This is a genomic window from Bradyrhizobium roseum (genome assembly GCF_030413175.1).
GTDB lineage: Bacteria > Pseudomonadota > Alphaproteobacteria > Rhizobiales > Xanthobacteraceae > Bradyrhizobium > Bradyrhizobium roseum.
Genome location: NZ_CP129212.1, coordinates 5,444,075 through 5,457,772 on the forward strand (window position 1 = coordinate 5,444,075; position 13,698 = coordinate 5,457,772).

The following is a 13,698-nucleotide window of genomic DNA, read 5'->3' on the forward strand; positions in this document are numbered from 1 at the left end:
CATGCCTGTTTTGCAGCATCGCACGCCGATTTCAAGCACGCATGAGTCGCCTGCGGTCGTCGCGGCACCTTGCCTGACCGGTGGGCTTGGGGTATCCACCGCCTACTTTCCGTACGGGAGAAGCATGCGATGTCAAGCACTGGCCAAACGCTTTACCGGCGCGCGCGCAAGGTCATGCCCGGCGGTACCCAATTGCTGTCCAAACGCCCAGAAATGTTCTTGCCCGAGCAGTGGCCCACCTACTTCAAAACGGCCAAGGGCGCCGAAGTGGTCGACCTCGACGGAAGAACCTTTCTGGACATGAGCTATTGTGGAATCGGCGCCACCATCCTGGGTTTTGCGGATCCCGACGTCGACGCCGCGGTGAAGACCGCAATCGATTTGGGCTCGATGTCAACGCTGAATTGCGCCGAGGACATCGAACTCGCCGAACTCTTGATCGAGCTGCATCCCTGGTCGGACATGGTTCGCTTCGGCCGCGCCGGTGGCGAAGCGATGGCGATAGCGATCCGCATCGCACGCGCAGTCACCGGTCGCGACATGGTGGCATTCTGCGGCTATCACGGCTGGCACGACTGGTATCTGAGCGCCAATCTCGGCGAAAACACCGCGCTCGACGGCCATCTACTGCCAGGCTTGGAAACGAAGGGCGTGCCGCGCGGTCTCGCCGGGTTGATGCATCCGTTCCACTTCAACAAGGTTGACGAGATCGAGGCGATCGTTGCAACCAACGGCGAGCGACTCGCCGCAATCGTAATGGAGCCGGTGCGCTCCAGCGAGCCTGAGCCGGCCTTCATCAAGGGCATCCGCACCCTTGCTGACCGCTGCGGCGCAGTGCTGATCTTCGACGAGGTGACATCGGGATTGCGCGTCAATTCGGGCGGCGCACACCTCGCCTACGGCGTCGACCCTGATATCGCAGTATTTGCCAAGGCGATCGCTAATGGGTTTCCGATGGCGGCGATCGTCGGCCGGGCATCGGTGATGGATGCTGCGCAGGAAACCTTTATCAGTTCGACTGCTTGGACTGAGCGCGTTGGGCCGGTGGCGGCCCTTGCCACGCTGCGCAAGCATCGCGAGCGCAATGTTGCTAATCACCTTATGCGGATCGGCAGCCGCATCCAGAACGGTTGGAATGAAGCCTCACGCACGACCGGCCTTCCTCTGCATATTTCCGGAATCTCACCGCTCGGGCATTTCGCCTTCGACCTGCCCGATGCGCAGGAAGTCCGCACGTTGTTCACCCAAATGATGCTCGACCGCGGTATCTTAGCTACCGGCTCGTTCTATGCAATGTGGGCGCACACCGACGCCCAAGTCGACCGCTATCTGGAAAACTTGAACGAGGTGTTCCACGAGCTGCGCATCGCGGTGGACCAGAAGGCCGTCAAACAATTGCTGCGCGGTCCGGTCGCCCATTCCGGGTTCAAGCGGCTGACCTGATCAGGCGTCCATGCCGAAAATTTCGCGCCTAACGTTGCGCGACGTCGGCGAGCGCGCGGCCTTCGGATAGATACCGTAAAGCACGCTGTCGGCGGCGAGCGCGCCACCATCGATGATGATTGCACCGGTTGACACGAAAGTGTTGTCTCCGACGGCGGTCTTACCGATCACCCGGCTGCCGCCGTACATCACGCTGCCACGTCCGAACGATGGATAGTCGTTCTCGAGATTCGCGCCGACCGTGCAGTTGTGGTAGCAGATGAAGTAATCAGAATAGCTAGCGCGGCCGAGCACCGTGCCGACCGGATGCTGGACTGCGAACACGTCGGGCAGCTCTACCTCGTAGAATGCGTCTAGCGCGTGCAAGGCCTTGTTAAGCGCGTAGGCCTTGTCGGCAATGGGATGCCCGGGCCGCTCTCGAAACACTGTGTTTGCGAGATAGTACAGAAAGATCGCATATTGGTCGGAGTGCAAATGCGAGAACCGTGCCTCGCCATTGGCAAAGAAGCCCTTGAGCCTGACGCGCGAGAAACAGTGCTCGACCCGTCCGAGCGCAAGGTCCACGAATTTCAACAGGTCGCCGAGATCGGCGCCATCCGGGAACAGATTCTCGAACTGCCTCCGCACGTAGACGGCGAGCTCATTGCGCTGAAGCGAGAGCTGCACGGCGCTAGTTCCTGCTGCTGGAGCTCGCCCGTACCTCGAGGCCGCGCGAGAAAAGATGGCTGCGTAGCTTGATCGGGCTATTATCGGTAAAAAGAAACATCGAAGAAATCGCCACCGCGGACGCGCCGGCCTCCAGTGCGTCGATCGCATGCTGAAGTGAGCCGCAGCCGCCGGAAACGATCAAAGGCACGCTTAACACGTGCGCAGCCCTGTGGATCATTTCAAGGTCGTAACCGCTCATGGTGCCGTCCTGGTCGATGGAGCCGAGCAGCACCTCGCCGCAATGAAGGTCCTCGCAGCGCCGCGCCCATTCGATTGGATCGAGGGCTGCGTGCTCACGACCGCCGTCGATGAACACGCTGGCGTGATTGGGGCTGATTTTCTTGTAGTCGATTGATACCGTCATGCACTGGTCGCCGAATGTGCGCGCCGCCTCGCGCAGAAATTCCGGCCGGCGGACTGCTGCCGAGTTCACCGACACCTTGTCGGCGCCGGCTCGAAGCAGCACGTTCACGTCATTGAGCGTCTTGACCCCACCGCCGACCGTGAACGGCATGAATATCTCTTCCGACATCCGCTCGATGATCTCGACCACGCGGTGACGCGAGGCTTCGCTCGGCACGATGTCGAGCACGATCAATTCGTCGACGCCATAGTCGTTATAGACCTTCGCCGTCGTCACCGGATTGCCGGCTGCACGCTCGTTCTCGAAGAAACGGACATATTTGACGAGCCTGCCGTCACGCAGCAGGAATTTCGGGATCAGGCGCTTCTTCAGCATCGCGGGCTAATTTTCAAGGATTCCAGCGCAGGAAATTGCTCATCAGGTCGATCCCGCTATCCTGGCTTTTCTCGGGGTGGAACTGAGTAGCGGCGATATTATCCCGCGCGATGATCGCAGTCACCTGCTGGCCATGTTGGGCATAGCCGACCACGTCCTTAGGCGCCTTGCAGTGCATGGCAAAGCTATGCACGAAATAGAAAGCCAGATTGCCCTCGCGGATATTGGCGAGGATCGGATGGCTGCGCTCCTTCGCCACCATGTTCCAGCCCATATGCGGGATCTTCAACGCGGGATCGTTCGGCATCAAGCGCAGGACGTCGGCATCGAACCAGCCGAGTCCGCTGTGTAGAACGCCGTCATTGGCGTGCTCCTCAGAGGTTTTGGCTAGGAGCTGCATGCCCAGACACACGGCGAGGAACGGCTTGCCCTTCTCTCGCACATAGCGCTCCAGGAGCTCATCGATGCCGCGTGCACGAATATTGGTCATGGCGTCGCCGAACGCACCGACGCCTGGCAGGATCACGTGGGAGGCGTCTGCAATCGCGCCGGCATCATGGGTCACGACCGGGTCAAAGCCGCAATATTCCACGGCGTTACGCACCGACCGCACATTGTTAATGCCGTAATCGACGATCGCAACGCCTGACATCGCCCCCCACTCCCCCTAGCACTGTTCCGCAAGCGCCCGCGATCAATCCTCGACTATTCCTTGCCGCCGCCGATCTCGACACCCGGATGGTTCGGCCAGGGTACGTGAGTGTTGTTCCACTTGTACATGTCCGGCATGCGGCGGCCCGGCTCCACCGTGTTCGGCGAGAACTGCCACGGGCTGACCTCGTGCTTGATCGCAATACCCAGGAACTGCTCTTCGGATAGCTGCAGATAATCGAGGAAGAGATCAAGGCTCGGCGGCCGCTTGCCGTCGAATTCGCGCACCAGGGCCTCGCCCTGCTCGCGGGTCATGCGCTTGTTGCGGATGTCGATATTGGCGAGATGGTTGGTCCGCCCCATGCCGCGCTTGATGTATTTCAGGTAGTCGCGCACACCCTGGAAAAAGCACTCGATCTTTTCATAGTCGTATTCCGGCGGAATACCCTCGACCTCCTGGCCTTTCCAGCCGAGCTCGCTCTTGATGATTTCGACATGCTTCTTGGTGTCCCACTTGATATAGCTGCCGAGACAGACCGAGCGGCACTTGATCCGCATCAGTTCCTTGCGCGGCGGATAGACGAACGGATAGAGGTCGCGTTTGGCGACGCGGCCGCCGAGAAATTCGTACATGTCGTCGGCGGTGATGCCGAGATTCATGGCGCGGTTGAAGCGCTTCTCGTCAACCTCTTCCATCTCGTCGTAGGAATAGAACGACTGGTATTCAGCGAGACTCTCACCCCAGATCAGAAGCGGCGTTTCGTAACGGATCGCGATCTGCATCGTGTGGGCATAGATGCCGGTATGGCAGTGCCAGCAGAAGTCGCCGCGGCGCTTCAGTGACTCCAGCATCAATTCGCGGACGACGTGCCAATTCGGCGTAAAGTTCAGGACGTCGACGCCGAGCTGCTTGAACACGCTGGTGTTGTTCTCTTCGACCAGCGGCCGGTAGAACCAGTGGTCGAAGCGCACCACCAGCGGCTTCAGGCCGAGCTTGCGCACGACGTACCAGAGCTGGAACACACTGTCCTTGCCGCCCGAATAGGGCAGGATGCAGTCATAAAGGCCCTTGTCGCGGTATTGACCGACCAGTTCCATGAGCTGCTTGTAGCGTTCATCCCAGTTGATCTGGGTGTCACGGACCTCGATCTGAGCGCAAACGCTGCAGGACCCGGCCTCGTCGAACGATGTCGCCTCTGCCGTTTCCGGCAACAAGCATTTGCTACAGCTCAACATTTCAGAGATTCTCGCGATTGCATGATTTGCTGTCGGCTTACCACGCCGTCCAGCCCCCGTCGACTGCAATGCACTGGCCTGTGACATAGGCCGACAAATCGCTCGCCAGATAGGCCACAGCGCCCTTCATGTCATCTTCCCGCGCCATGCGGGCAAGTGGCGTGCGGGCCACATAACGGCTCAAAAACGGTTCCGACGTGGCCCGGAACACGCCTCCCGGCGCGACGGCGTTGACCCGCACTTTTGGGGCCATGGTGGTCGCAAGCCAGCGCGTCATCTGGATCAGGCCACCCTTGCTTGCAGCGTAGGCTGCGGGGTTCCCCAGCGCTGTTCCCTCGTAAAGTCGCCAGTCCGGCCCGGCGAGCCCGTAGATCGAGGAGATATTGATCACGCTGCCGTGGCCTGATTTGGCCAGATCCTGGGCTGCGGCCTGGATCAGGACGAAAGGCGCGGTCAGGTTGACTTCGAGCGCCCGCCGCCAAGTCGCATCCGACTGCTGCTCGAACGGCACGGCCCACCCCTCAAGCCCACTGGTGCCAACAAAGGCCGCGCAGTTGACGATGATGTCGATGCCGCCGAACGCCTGGCGCACCCGCCGAGGCAGATCTTTTACCGCCTCCCCCTGCTCGAAATCGCAGTCGAACATTTCCGCCTTGACCGGCCAGCTCTTCGTGAGCGCCGCCGCAGCCTCTTTGCCGGCAGACGCCGCCATATCGACCAGCGCGATCGTGGCGCCAAGCTCCGCCAGGCCGTCTGCAATCGCGCGGCCGATATGACCGGCGCCCCCCGTGACGACAGCGACGCGCCCGTCGAGTGACATCATCTCGCGGAGCGAACGTTCGGTGCTCATCCGAAAATCCTCTGAAACTCGTCGGAGGCGCGTTGCAGATCGTCGAGCCGGCCGACATCGATCCAGTACTCCCGCAGGGGGAACACCACAGACGGCTTGCCAGTAGCAATCGTTCGCTCGATCAGGGTGGGCATGTCCACGGCCTCGTTGGCTTCGAGGTAGTCAAGCACGCCAGGATCGAGCAGATAGACGCCGGCATTGACGAAGAATTTCTGCGTCGGCTTCTCGCGGATGCCGAGCAGGCGATGATCGTCGAAATCGACGACGCCGAACGGCACCGTCACCGAATGCTCGCGCACGCAAACGGTGGAGAACGCCTGATGCTCGCGGTGATATTTCAGCAACTGCTCGAAATTGACGGTCGTGAGCAGATCTCCGTTCATGACAAAAAACGGCTGCGTCGGCCGCTCGGGCAACAGCGACAGCGCGCCGGCGGTGCCGAGGCGCGCGTCCTCCTGGAGATAGTTGATTTCCACGCCCAAGGCCGAGCCATCGCCGAAATGCTCGCGGATCATGTCGGCCTTGTAGTTGACCGAGATGAAGAACTTGCCAAAGCCAGCCTTGACGAAACCGCCGAGCACTGTCTCCAGGATCGGCTTGTCGCCAACCCGGATCAGGGGCTTCGGTATGTCATCAGTCAGCGGCTTCAGCCGCGAGCCGAGGCCGCCGGCCATCAGGACCACCCAGTGGTCGGATTGCTGCGCGAGCGCAAGGTCGTCGATCAGCTTGACCTCGACCACCCTGCCCTCGGCATCGACGATCGGAAGCTGATGGATCGAATGCTTGCGCATCAGGTTGAGCGCAGCCGGGTTGGAAATGCCGACCGGCGCCGTGATCGGCGTGCGGTTCATCACGAGGTCGACGGAGGCGTCGAGCCCGACGCCGCCGAGCAACGCGCGCCGCACGTCTCCGTCGGTGACGGTGCCGACGATCCTGCCGTCACGTTCGACCACGGCGAGCTGCAAATGGCCTTGATCGATCCGCCGCAGCGTCTCGATCAGGGGCATATCTTCACTGACAACGAATATTTCTGTCATCACGAACCAATCCGGTCGCCGCCGGCGAAGGCGCCGGACCCGACATTCTTTGCGACCACGGCGCCCGCGGCAACGACAGCCCCCGCTCCCACGTTGACGCCCACCAGAACCACCGCCCCCGCACCGATATGGGCGCTCTCGCCAATCGACACGCCGCCGCACAGCACCGCCCCCGGAGCAACATGCGCGTGATCGCCCACGATGCAGTCATGCTCCACCACCGCGCGCGTATTGACCAGAGCATTCCGCCCGATCCGCACCGCCGGCTGGATCACGGCACCCGCCATCACCTGAGCGCCGGCGCCGAGCGTTGCATCGGAGGCAATCACTGCGGAGACATGCGAAATCACCGGAAACTTGTAACCCAGAGCGGCGAAACGGCCAAACAGCTCACGCCGCCCGGACAGGCCCGAATCGGTGCGCGAGGCGCGGTTGCCCAAGCCGTTAACGAGCTCGACCGCATCCACGCTCATCTTCAGGATGTCTTCGTCGGGTCCCGTGATCGGAACGCCGCCGACCACACTGCCCAGGAGTGCGGTATCGCAATCCATCACCGCGGCGGGACGTATGCCACGGCTCCGCAAAGCTTCGATGACAACGCGGGCATGACCGCCGGCACAGAGCACGATCAGGCTCATGGCTCCAGCGCCTCATTGGCCGCATAGTCGCGCTGCGCCGACTTGCCGAGATAGCTCCAGTATTCGATCGGCGCAATGCCGTCACCGGGCCGCTTGACGCCGAGATTATCCTCTGTGAAGCGCTCGCCGGCGCAAACGGCGCGGATCGCAACGAGACTCCGCCGCGCCACCGCGCGATTTGGAATCTCTTCCCGCGCAGGCACCTTGCGGCCGTCGCCGAGCGCTGCCTCGACGTCGCGGATCGACGCAATCATCGCGGTCATTTCGTCGGGTTCGACCGAGGCGCGGTGATCGGGCCCCGGCAGATTGCGATCGAGGGTCAGGTGTTTTTCTATCACGGCCGCGCCGAGCGCGACCGCGGCTGCGGCAACATGAATGCCGCGGCTGTGATCGGAAAAGCCAACGGGAAGCCCGAACGCATCGTGCAGCGTCGCCATCGCGCGCAGATTGATCGATTCCGGTTCGGCCGGATACTCGGTCGTGCAATGCAACAGCGTGACCTTGGCGCGTAGCTCGGTCCAGGTCCCGCGGTCGAGCAGAAGGTTTGAGAAATCGGCCGGAGACGGCCGCGTATGCGCGTCGGCGAGATAGCCGAAGGCGATGACGCCGAGCGCCTGCTCGACTTCCGCCAGTGTTGCCATGCCGGTTGACAGGATGATCGGCAGTCGAAAGCGCGCCAGATGCAAGAGCAGTGGCGCATTGGTAAGATCGCCCGATCCAACCTTCAGTGTCGAGACGCCGATTCGGCGGACCAGATGCGTGGCGCTGTCGTCATCGAACGGGGTCGACATGTAGGCGATGCCGACGGCGGCGCAGGCCGCGGCGATATTCTCCTCGTCGTCCTCACTCAGTTCGAGCGCGCGCAGCATTTCGAGCTGTGACTGCGCGTCGCCAGTGGTCGCCTGCTGATAGCTTGCTTTCGCAGCGCCTGCAGTCGCCAGCTTGTCGGCACGAAACGACTGAAACTTGACGACGTCGGCCCCTGCGCGGGCGGCAGCTTCCACCAACTCGAGTGCCCGCGCGCGATCGCCGTTATGGTTAACACCGGCCTCGGCAATGATCAGGGTTCGGCGATGCATGCGGTTTCGTCGCTGGACGCAGGGCGATCGAAATCGCCTGCCTATCAAGCGGTTGTCTTAGTCGAGTACACTGGTAAAAGCAATGCAAGCGGGCGGCTTGCGGCGTTCCCCATTCAGCCCCCTGGCCGGCGACGAATCGTGCCGGTCCTTGTTTGGCGCTGACAGCGGGATTGTCGAGAGCAAATGACGAATTCGCCGGAGATATTGTTCCTGCTGGTGGGCCGCGGAGGATCCAAGGGATTGCCCGGCAAGAACCTGCGCGAGGTCGGCGGTCTCAGCCTGGTCGGCTACAAGGCAAAGGCGGCGCGGCAATCGCGCTACTGCTCGCGTCTGATCGTCTCCAGTGACAGCGCGGAGATCCAGGCCGAGGCAAAGCGCCATGGCGCCGAGGTGCTGTTCGACCGCCCGGCCCAACTTGCGAGCGACACCGCCTCCTCCAACGACGTGGTGCTTCACGCCATGGATTGGTTCGAGACGCATGAAGGACGGCGCTACGACGCCATTATGCTGCTGGAACCTTCGTCGCCCTTCGCACGGCCGGGACATTTCGATGAGGCGGTCGAACTGTTCGCCGCGCGCAAGGCGAGCCTTGTGGTCGGCATGCGCGAGACCGAAGTGGCCTCGATCTTCGTCGGGACGCTCGGCGTGGACGGCTCAATCGGTGGCATCGTCGAGAAGATGCTGAAGACGACGGCGCAGCGGCGGCAGGACCAGGTGCCTGAAGTCACTATGAACGGCGCGCTCTACCTCGTCGGCTGGGACGCGATGCGCAAGCACCGGAAGATCTATGCCGATCCCTCCGCGAGCTACGGCATCATGATGGACCGCTTGCACTCGATCGAGATCGAGAGTGCTGCCGACCTCGCCTACGCATCCTACGTCATCGAGCACGGTATGCTCGACGCGTCGCCATGGCGGAAATCCGCATGACCGCAAGCCGCCGCATCGCCGTCGTCACCGGTTCGCGGGCCGACTACGGATTGCTGCGGGGCACCCTGACGCGGCTGAAGGAGACGGATAACGTTTCCCTCAGCATTGTCGCCTGTGGCATGCATCTCGTGCCGCGCTTCGGCGAGACTTGGCGAACTATCGAGGCCGACGCTTTTTCGATCGCGGCGACAATCGATCTCCAACTGCACGACGATCGCGCCGAGACGGTGGCGCGTGGTACCGGCATCGGCGTTTCCGGCTTCGCCGATGTGCTCCCCCAGCTTGCGCCGGATGTTCTTGTCGTGCTCGGCGACCGCTACGAGGTGCTGGCTGCCGCGGTCACCGCGACGCTGTTGAACATTCCGATCGCTCACATACATGGCGGCGAGATCACCGCCGGCGCCTTCGATGATGCGATCCGCCACGCGATCACGAAGATGGCCTGCCTGCATTTCGTTGCGGCCGAGCCCTATCGGCAGCGCGTGATCCAGATGGGCGAAAATCCCAACTTTGTCTTCAATGTCGGCGCACCGGGCCTTGATCTAGCCAGCACGGCGCCGATGCTCAGCCGGACCGAACTGCTCACAGGGCTTGGCGTCAGCGGCCCGGAACGCTTCCTGCTGGTCACGCTGCATCCGACGACGGCGCGGCCGGATACCGACGCAACGAATGTCGCCGCACTCCTCGGCGCGCTCGCCGAGGTCAAGGACCGCAGCATCATCTTCACCGGCGTCAACGCTGATCCCGGTTATCGCGCCATCGACGACGCCATCAGGGCCTTCGTCGCGGCACGGCCGGACCACGCCTTTCACTTCACCTCACTCGGCAGCGAGCGTTACTGGGCCGCGCTGCGGCTCGCCGACGCCGTGGTCGGCAACTCCTCCAGCGGCATCCTGGAGGCGCCGGCCGTCGGCGTGCCCTCGATCAATATCGGCGACCGCCAGCAAGGCCGGCTGCGCGCCGCCTCGATCATCGATTGCCCGGCCGATTCGGCCGTCATTCTCGCAAGTCTGCTGCGCATCTTCGAAGGCCGGTTCCACCCTGATCCGGGCGTAGAGCCGCCCTATGGCCGCGGGGGCGCGTCGGAAAAGATCGCTGGAACCCTTCAAAAGATCGACCTCCGTGGTGCTTTCCCGAAGCATTTCCATGATTTAGCCGCCGCGCCGGAACACCTCAAGACGGGCTGATAACTGCCGGCCGTTGTTGCCTGCGCAATGCGCCAAGTTGTATAGATCGGGCGGCTTTGAAACGATCCGCGGCAGGTCCGGAGAAACGCGACATGACGACAATCGATTCCCTCACGGATGCGGCGGCCGCGGCGCGTGCCGTCGAAGTCAGCGAGCTACCGATCCCGCCCTATCGCGGCAACACCCTGCCCTCGATCGACTATGACGCGCATCCAGCCTATGGTGGCATGTTCGCCCGGCCGACTTTCCGCGAGCGGCTTTACGCGCTGAATGTGTTCCTGCGGACCTTCGCCTTTGTCACCATCCGCCGCATCGTCGATTACGACAACATGCCGCTATTGACCAAGGAAGCCGGCTTCAGCGGCCTCAACGCCCGGACCGCCCTGCGCTACATCTCGATGTTTGCGCGCATCCGCGCCAGCCGCGCGATCGGCATACTGACCGGTGCGCGACGCCCTGCGATGCCGGCAAACCCGGCCTTGCTGAACAAGATCAAATCCGACGGCATCGTCTGCCTGACGCTCGCGCCGGATGAAATCGACCAGATCCGAAATGTGACCAATCCGGGCTTTGCCAAACTTGACGAGCGTCGTGCCAACATTCGGCCGGAGAAGCGCAAGTTCGACGACAACGTCTACTGGTGCACGCGCTCCGCCGATGCAGAGGCCTTCGCGACGGTAGAGAATATCTTCAAGCGCTACGGTATCGTGGAGACTGCGAGCGCCTATCTCGGCCGCCCGGCCGGCGTGAAGCACGTCAATGCACAGATCAACGACCAGGACCTCGCGTTTTGGAAGCGGGTATTCCCGGACACCCAGCACCAGGACCCATGGGGCAGCTATCTGCATATCGATGCCACCTACGGCATGCTGAAATGCGCGATCTACGTCCACGACATCGGCCCGGACGGGGGACCGTTCTGCTACATCCGGGGCAGCCAGAATGCGAAGATCGGCTGGTTCGAAGGGATGGTGCGCCGGACCAACGACTTCAGCGGCTTCTCGGGTCGGCGCCCCGAGGCGCGCAAGAAATTCATGGCGCTGCCGGCGTTCCTGCGCAAGAAGGCGGATTTCGGCGGCGACCTGCAAGACAACTCCCCCGACGTGGCGCGGCTGCGCGAGGGACATTTCGCCGCGACCTCGAACTACGGCAATTGCGTGCTGTTCGACGGCAACGGCATGCATCGCGGCGGCATGGTGAACAAGGGCGAACGCCGCTGCCTGTTCATCCTGCTCGCGGAACTCTGAGGCCTCGCCTTGGCGATGTGACGCGATCAGCTCTTCGCGCCGTGCAGCTTGCTCGGCCGCGTCAGATAATCCGCGAGCTGTTCGGGACTGAAATAGGCTGACTGGCTGCGCAGCGGGCTGTCCTTGCGGATAAAGGCGAGATCAATCTGCGCGAGCGCGCCGTCCAGCGACCGCATGTGGCCCTCGAGCACGTCATAGACCGCAAACCCCGCCTCGTCACAGAAGCGCACGATGTCGGCGAACTGCGGAATGCCATGCCGCATCGGCATCGTCGTGGTCTCGAGTATCATGAGATCGATCTCGTTGATGCGCGAGCCCAGCCCTTTCAGCACCTCGATCTCGGCACCCTGGGTGTCGACCTTGATGAATACCGGATGCTCAAGCTTCTCCGGCAACAATGAGTCCAGCCGACGTATCGGCGTCTTGCGCGCTTCGCCGTCGAGCGCCTTGCCTTCGACCTGCGCGAAGATGCTCGAGCCCGAGATATCGTCATGGACGTTGAAGGTGATCTCGCCGTCCTCGGCGCCAGCGGCGACCAGAAAATATTCAGCGTCAAGCCGCTGCTTGAGCTGCTCAAGCACGGGACGGCATTCAGCGACCGGCTCGACCAGAAAATACTTCGCGCGCGGGAATGCGTCGTAGATCGGTGAGGTGCCGAAGGCGATGCCGACGTCGATCACCGTCTTCACCTCAAATCCCAGCGATTTCAGGTGCTTGAAGAACAGCGCAAAGTTCCGGACCGGTGCGTTGGTGCGCATCAGGCGCAGGCCGATCGGCTCCAGGACGCGATTGATCGCCTGGAACGCGGCTGAGACGAATGCCTTCATGAAGCGTGCGCCGTTGGGCAAGAGCCGGGGTGAAAAAATCGATCGCAAAATGCCTGGTCCGCCAGAGATTCGGTGGAATTTGCAATCGATAGGTCGATTTGGTAGATCAGCCGCGCAAGCCGGTCAAGCGACCGTCCCTCGGCCGTGACAGCGACATCAGCATGAAAATTCTCGTGACCGGAAGCTCCGGCTTCATCGGACAGGCATTGGTGCGGCGGCTGCGCACCGAGGGGTGTGCAGTCGTGGGGCTCGACAAGGTTCCGGCTGCCGCAACCGATATTGTCTGCGACCTCCTGGAGACAGATCGTCTCAAAGAGGCCGTGCAGAACGCGGCGCCCGACGCGCTGGTCCATCTCGCCGCGCGCATCGACCTGGACGAGACGACCAATCTTGCGGGCTATGCCGCCAATATCGAGGGCGTTGAGAATCTGGTCGAAGCGGTGCGGCTGACGCCGTCGATCCGGCGCGGGATCTGGACCTCTTCGCAGCTCGTCTGCCGCGTCGGCTATCTGCCGACAAGCGACACCGATTATACCGCGGACACACTATACGGAAAGAGCAAGGTCCGCACCGAACAGATCGTCCGCACCGCAGACGGCGGCGGCTGCGAATGGTGTCTGGCGCGTCCCACCACGGTCTGGGGCCCCGGCATGAGTGCGCACTACCAGCGCTTCCTCCGCATGATCGAACGCGGATACTATTTCCACGTCGGGAACGGCCCGCTCTGGAAGTCTTACAGCTATATCGACAACATTACATTCCAGTACTGGCGCCTGCTCGCGGTGCCTGCCGAACAGATCCAGCGCCGAACATTCTATCTTGCAGACTACACGCCGATCGATCTGATCGCCTGGTGCGACGCCTTTCAGCGCGCGTTCGGCTCTCGCCCCATTCCGCATCTGCCAACCACCGTTGCACGAACATTGGCGTTTTGCGGCGACGCTGTGAACGCGATCGGGATAAAGAAGTTTCCCTTCAATTCATTCCGCCTCAACAATGTGCTCACACAATATCAGTTCGACCTCGGGCCTACGGCTTCGGTCTGCGGCAATCTGCCGTTTGACATGAAGCAAGGCGTCGCGGCAACGGTGGCTTGGCTGCGCGACTTCTCGGCGCACTGACCGGC

Annotated in this window: 14 protein-coding genes; 5 read left to right on the top strand and 9 right to left on the bottom strand. The window is 62.2% G+C overall.

Annotation, left to right across the window (positions count from 1 at the left end; genetic code table 11):
* Positions 1-69: 69 nt before the first annotated feature.
* Positions 70-1,443, top strand: coding sequence for an aminotransferase class III-fold pyridoxal phosphate-dependent enzyme (locus QUH67_RS25845; RefSeq protein WP_300942193.1), 1,374 nt, complete (start codon positions 70-72; stop codon positions 1,441-1,443).
* Here QUH67_RS25845 and QUH67_RS25850 read toward each other — a convergent pair whose 3' ends face one another.
* From QUH67_RS25850 to neuB, 8 genes are read right to left on the bottom strand one after another with little or no spacing between them, the layout of a single operon-like run.
* Positions 1,444-2,109: an LbetaH domain-containing protein gene (locus QUH67_RS25850; protein WP_300942194.1), complete on the bottom strand. Its 666-nt coding sequence runs from the start codon at positions 2,107-2,109 to the stop codon at positions 1,444-1,446.
* Between the two features lie 4 nt (positions 2,110-2,113).
* The gene (hisF, locus tag QUH67_RS25855) at positions 2,114-2,890 is read right to left on the bottom strand and encodes an imidazole glycerol phosphate synthase subunit HisF (protein ID WP_300942195.1); all 777 of its coding nucleotides are present in this window, start codon (positions 2,888-2,890) and stop codon (positions 2,114-2,116) included.
* Between the two features lie 13 nt (positions 2,891-2,903).
* Positions 2,904-3,542: an imidazole glycerol phosphate synthase subunit HisH gene (hisH, locus tag QUH67_RS25860; RefSeq protein WP_300942196.1), complete on the bottom strand. Its 639-nt coding sequence runs from the start codon at positions 3,540-3,542 to the stop codon at positions 2,904-2,906.
* Positions 3,543-3,595: 53 nt separating this feature from the next.
* Entirely contained in the window at positions 3,596-4,777 is a 1,182-nt protein-coding gene (locus QUH67_RS25865; protein ID WP_300942197.1) for an N-acetyl sugar amidotransferase, read from the bottom strand.
* Between the two features lie 37 nt (positions 4,778-4,814).
* Positions 4,815-5,627: an SDR family oxidoreductase gene (locus QUH67_RS25870; RefSeq protein WP_300942198.1), complete on the bottom strand. Its 813-nt coding sequence runs from the start codon at positions 5,625-5,627 to the stop codon at positions 4,815-4,817.
* Positions 5,624-6,664, bottom strand: a complete 1,041-nt coding sequence (locus tag QUH67_RS25875) for a nucleotidyltransferase family protein (RefSeq protein ID WP_300942199.1) — start codon at positions 6,662-6,664, stop codon at positions 5,624-5,626. Before QUH67_RS25875 ends, QUH67_RS25870 begins: the two co-directional genes overlap by 4 nt.
* Positions 6,664-7,302, bottom strand: coding sequence for a NeuD/PglB/VioB family sugar acetyltransferase (locus QUH67_RS25880; RefSeq protein ID WP_300942200.1), 639 nt, complete (start codon positions 7,300-7,302; stop codon positions 6,664-6,666). The genes QUH67_RS25875 and QUH67_RS25880 overlap by 1 nt, the downstream gene beginning before the upstream one ends.
* Positions 7,299-8,381, bottom strand: a complete 1,083-nt coding sequence (neuB, locus tag QUH67_RS25885) for an N-acetylneuraminate synthase (protein WP_300942201.1) — start codon at positions 8,379-8,381, stop codon at positions 7,299-7,301. The genes QUH67_RS25880 and neuB overlap by 4 nt, the downstream gene beginning before the upstream one ends.
* A 183-nt stretch (positions 8,382-8,564) precedes the next feature.
* Between neuB and QUH67_RS25890 the strand changes: the two genes are divergently transcribed.
* The 3 genes from QUH67_RS25890 to QUH67_RS25900 all read left to right on the top strand — a co-directional run bounded on the left by QUH67_RS25890 (position 8,565) and on the right by QUH67_RS25900 (position 11,745).
* Positions 8,565-9,311 (top strand): acylneuraminate cytidylyltransferase family protein, encoded by a 747-nt coding sequence (locus QUH67_RS25890; protein ID WP_300942202.1) that lies wholly within the window; start codon positions 8,565-8,567, stop codon positions 9,309-9,311.
* Positions 9,308-10,498: a UDP-N-acetylglucosamine 2-epimerase gene (gene neuC, locus QUH67_RS25895; RefSeq protein ID WP_300942203.1), complete on the top strand. Its 1,191-nt coding sequence runs from the start codon at positions 9,308-9,310 to the stop codon at positions 10,496-10,498. Before QUH67_RS25890 ends, neuC begins: the two co-directional genes overlap by 4 nt.
* A 92-nt stretch (positions 10,499-10,590) precedes the next feature.
* A complete protein-coding gene (locus QUH67_RS25900) occupies positions 10,591-11,745 on the top strand; it encodes a phytanoyl-CoA dioxygenase family protein (RefSeq protein WP_300942204.1) in 1,155 nt (384 codons plus the stop codon).
* Between the two features lie 26 nt (positions 11,746-11,771).
* On the opposite strand, the gene QUH67_RS25905 is transcribed toward QUH67_RS25900, so the two are convergent.
* Positions 11,772-12,572: an FkbM family methyltransferase gene (locus QUH67_RS25905; protein WP_300942205.1), complete on the bottom strand. Its 801-nt coding sequence runs from the start codon at positions 12,570-12,572 to the stop codon at positions 11,772-11,774.
* A 161-nt stretch (positions 12,573-12,733) separates the two neighbouring features.
* On the opposite strand from QUH67_RS25905, the gene QUH67_RS25910 reads away from it, so the two are divergent.
* Positions 12,734-13,693 carry an NAD-dependent epimerase/dehydratase family protein gene (locus tag QUH67_RS25910; protein ID WP_300942206.1) on the top strand — a complete coding sequence of 320 codons (960 nt, stop codon included), beginning with the start codon at positions 12,734-12,736 and terminating at the stop codon, positions 13,691-13,693.
* Positions 13,694-13,698 lie beyond the last annotated feature (5 nt).

What these genes read in the sequence shown, in the direction of transcription:
- QUH67_RS25890 (WP_300942202.1), top strand. Translation starts at nt 8,565, where the DNA reads ATGACGAATTCGCCGGAGATATTGTTCCTGCTGGTGGGCCGCGGAGGA.
- neuB (WP_300942201.1), bottom strand. Translation starts at nt 8,381, where the DNA reads ATGCATCGCCGAACCCTGATCATTGCCGAGGCCGGTGTTAACCATAAC.
- QUH67_RS25905 (WP_300942205.1), bottom strand. Translation starts at nt 12,572, where the DNA reads ATGAAGGCATTCGTCTCAGCCGCGTTCCAGGCGATCAATCGCGTCCTG.
- QUH67_RS25880 (WP_300942200.1), bottom strand. Translation starts at nt 7,302, where the DNA reads ATGAGCCTGATCGTGCTCTGTGCCGGCGGTCATGCCCGCGTTGTCATC.
- QUH67_RS25900 (WP_300942204.1), top strand. Translation starts at nt 10,591, where the DNA reads ATGACGACAATCGATTCCCTCACGGATGCGGCGGCCGCGGCGCGTGCC.
- hisH (WP_300942196.1), bottom strand. Translation starts at nt 3,542, where the DNA reads ATGTCAGGCGTTGCGATCGTCGATTACGGCATTAACAATGTGCGGTCG.
- QUH67_RS25910 (WP_300942206.1), top strand. Translation starts at nt 12,734, where the DNA reads ATGAAAATTCTCGTGACCGGAAGCTCCGGCTTCATCGGACAGGCATTG.
- QUH67_RS25865 (WP_300942197.1), bottom strand. Translation starts at nt 4,777, where the DNA reads ATGTTGAGCTGTAGCAAATGCTTGTTGCCGGAAACGGCAGAGGCGACA.
- neuC (WP_300942203.1), top strand. Translation starts at nt 9,308, where the DNA reads ATGACCGCAAGCCGCCGCATCGCCGTCGTCACCGGTTCGCGGGCCGAC.
- QUH67_RS25870 (WP_300942198.1), bottom strand. Translation starts at nt 5,627, where the DNA reads ATGAGCACCGAACGTTCGCTCCGCGAGATGATGTCACTCGACGGGCGC.
- hisF (WP_300942195.1), bottom strand. Translation starts at nt 2,890, where the DNA reads ATGCTGAAGAAGCGCCTGATCCCGAAATTCCTGCTGCGTGACGGCAGG.
- QUH67_RS25875 (WP_300942199.1), bottom strand. Translation starts at nt 6,664, where the DNA reads ATGACAGAAATATTCGTTGTCAGTGAAGATATGCCCCTGATCGAGACG.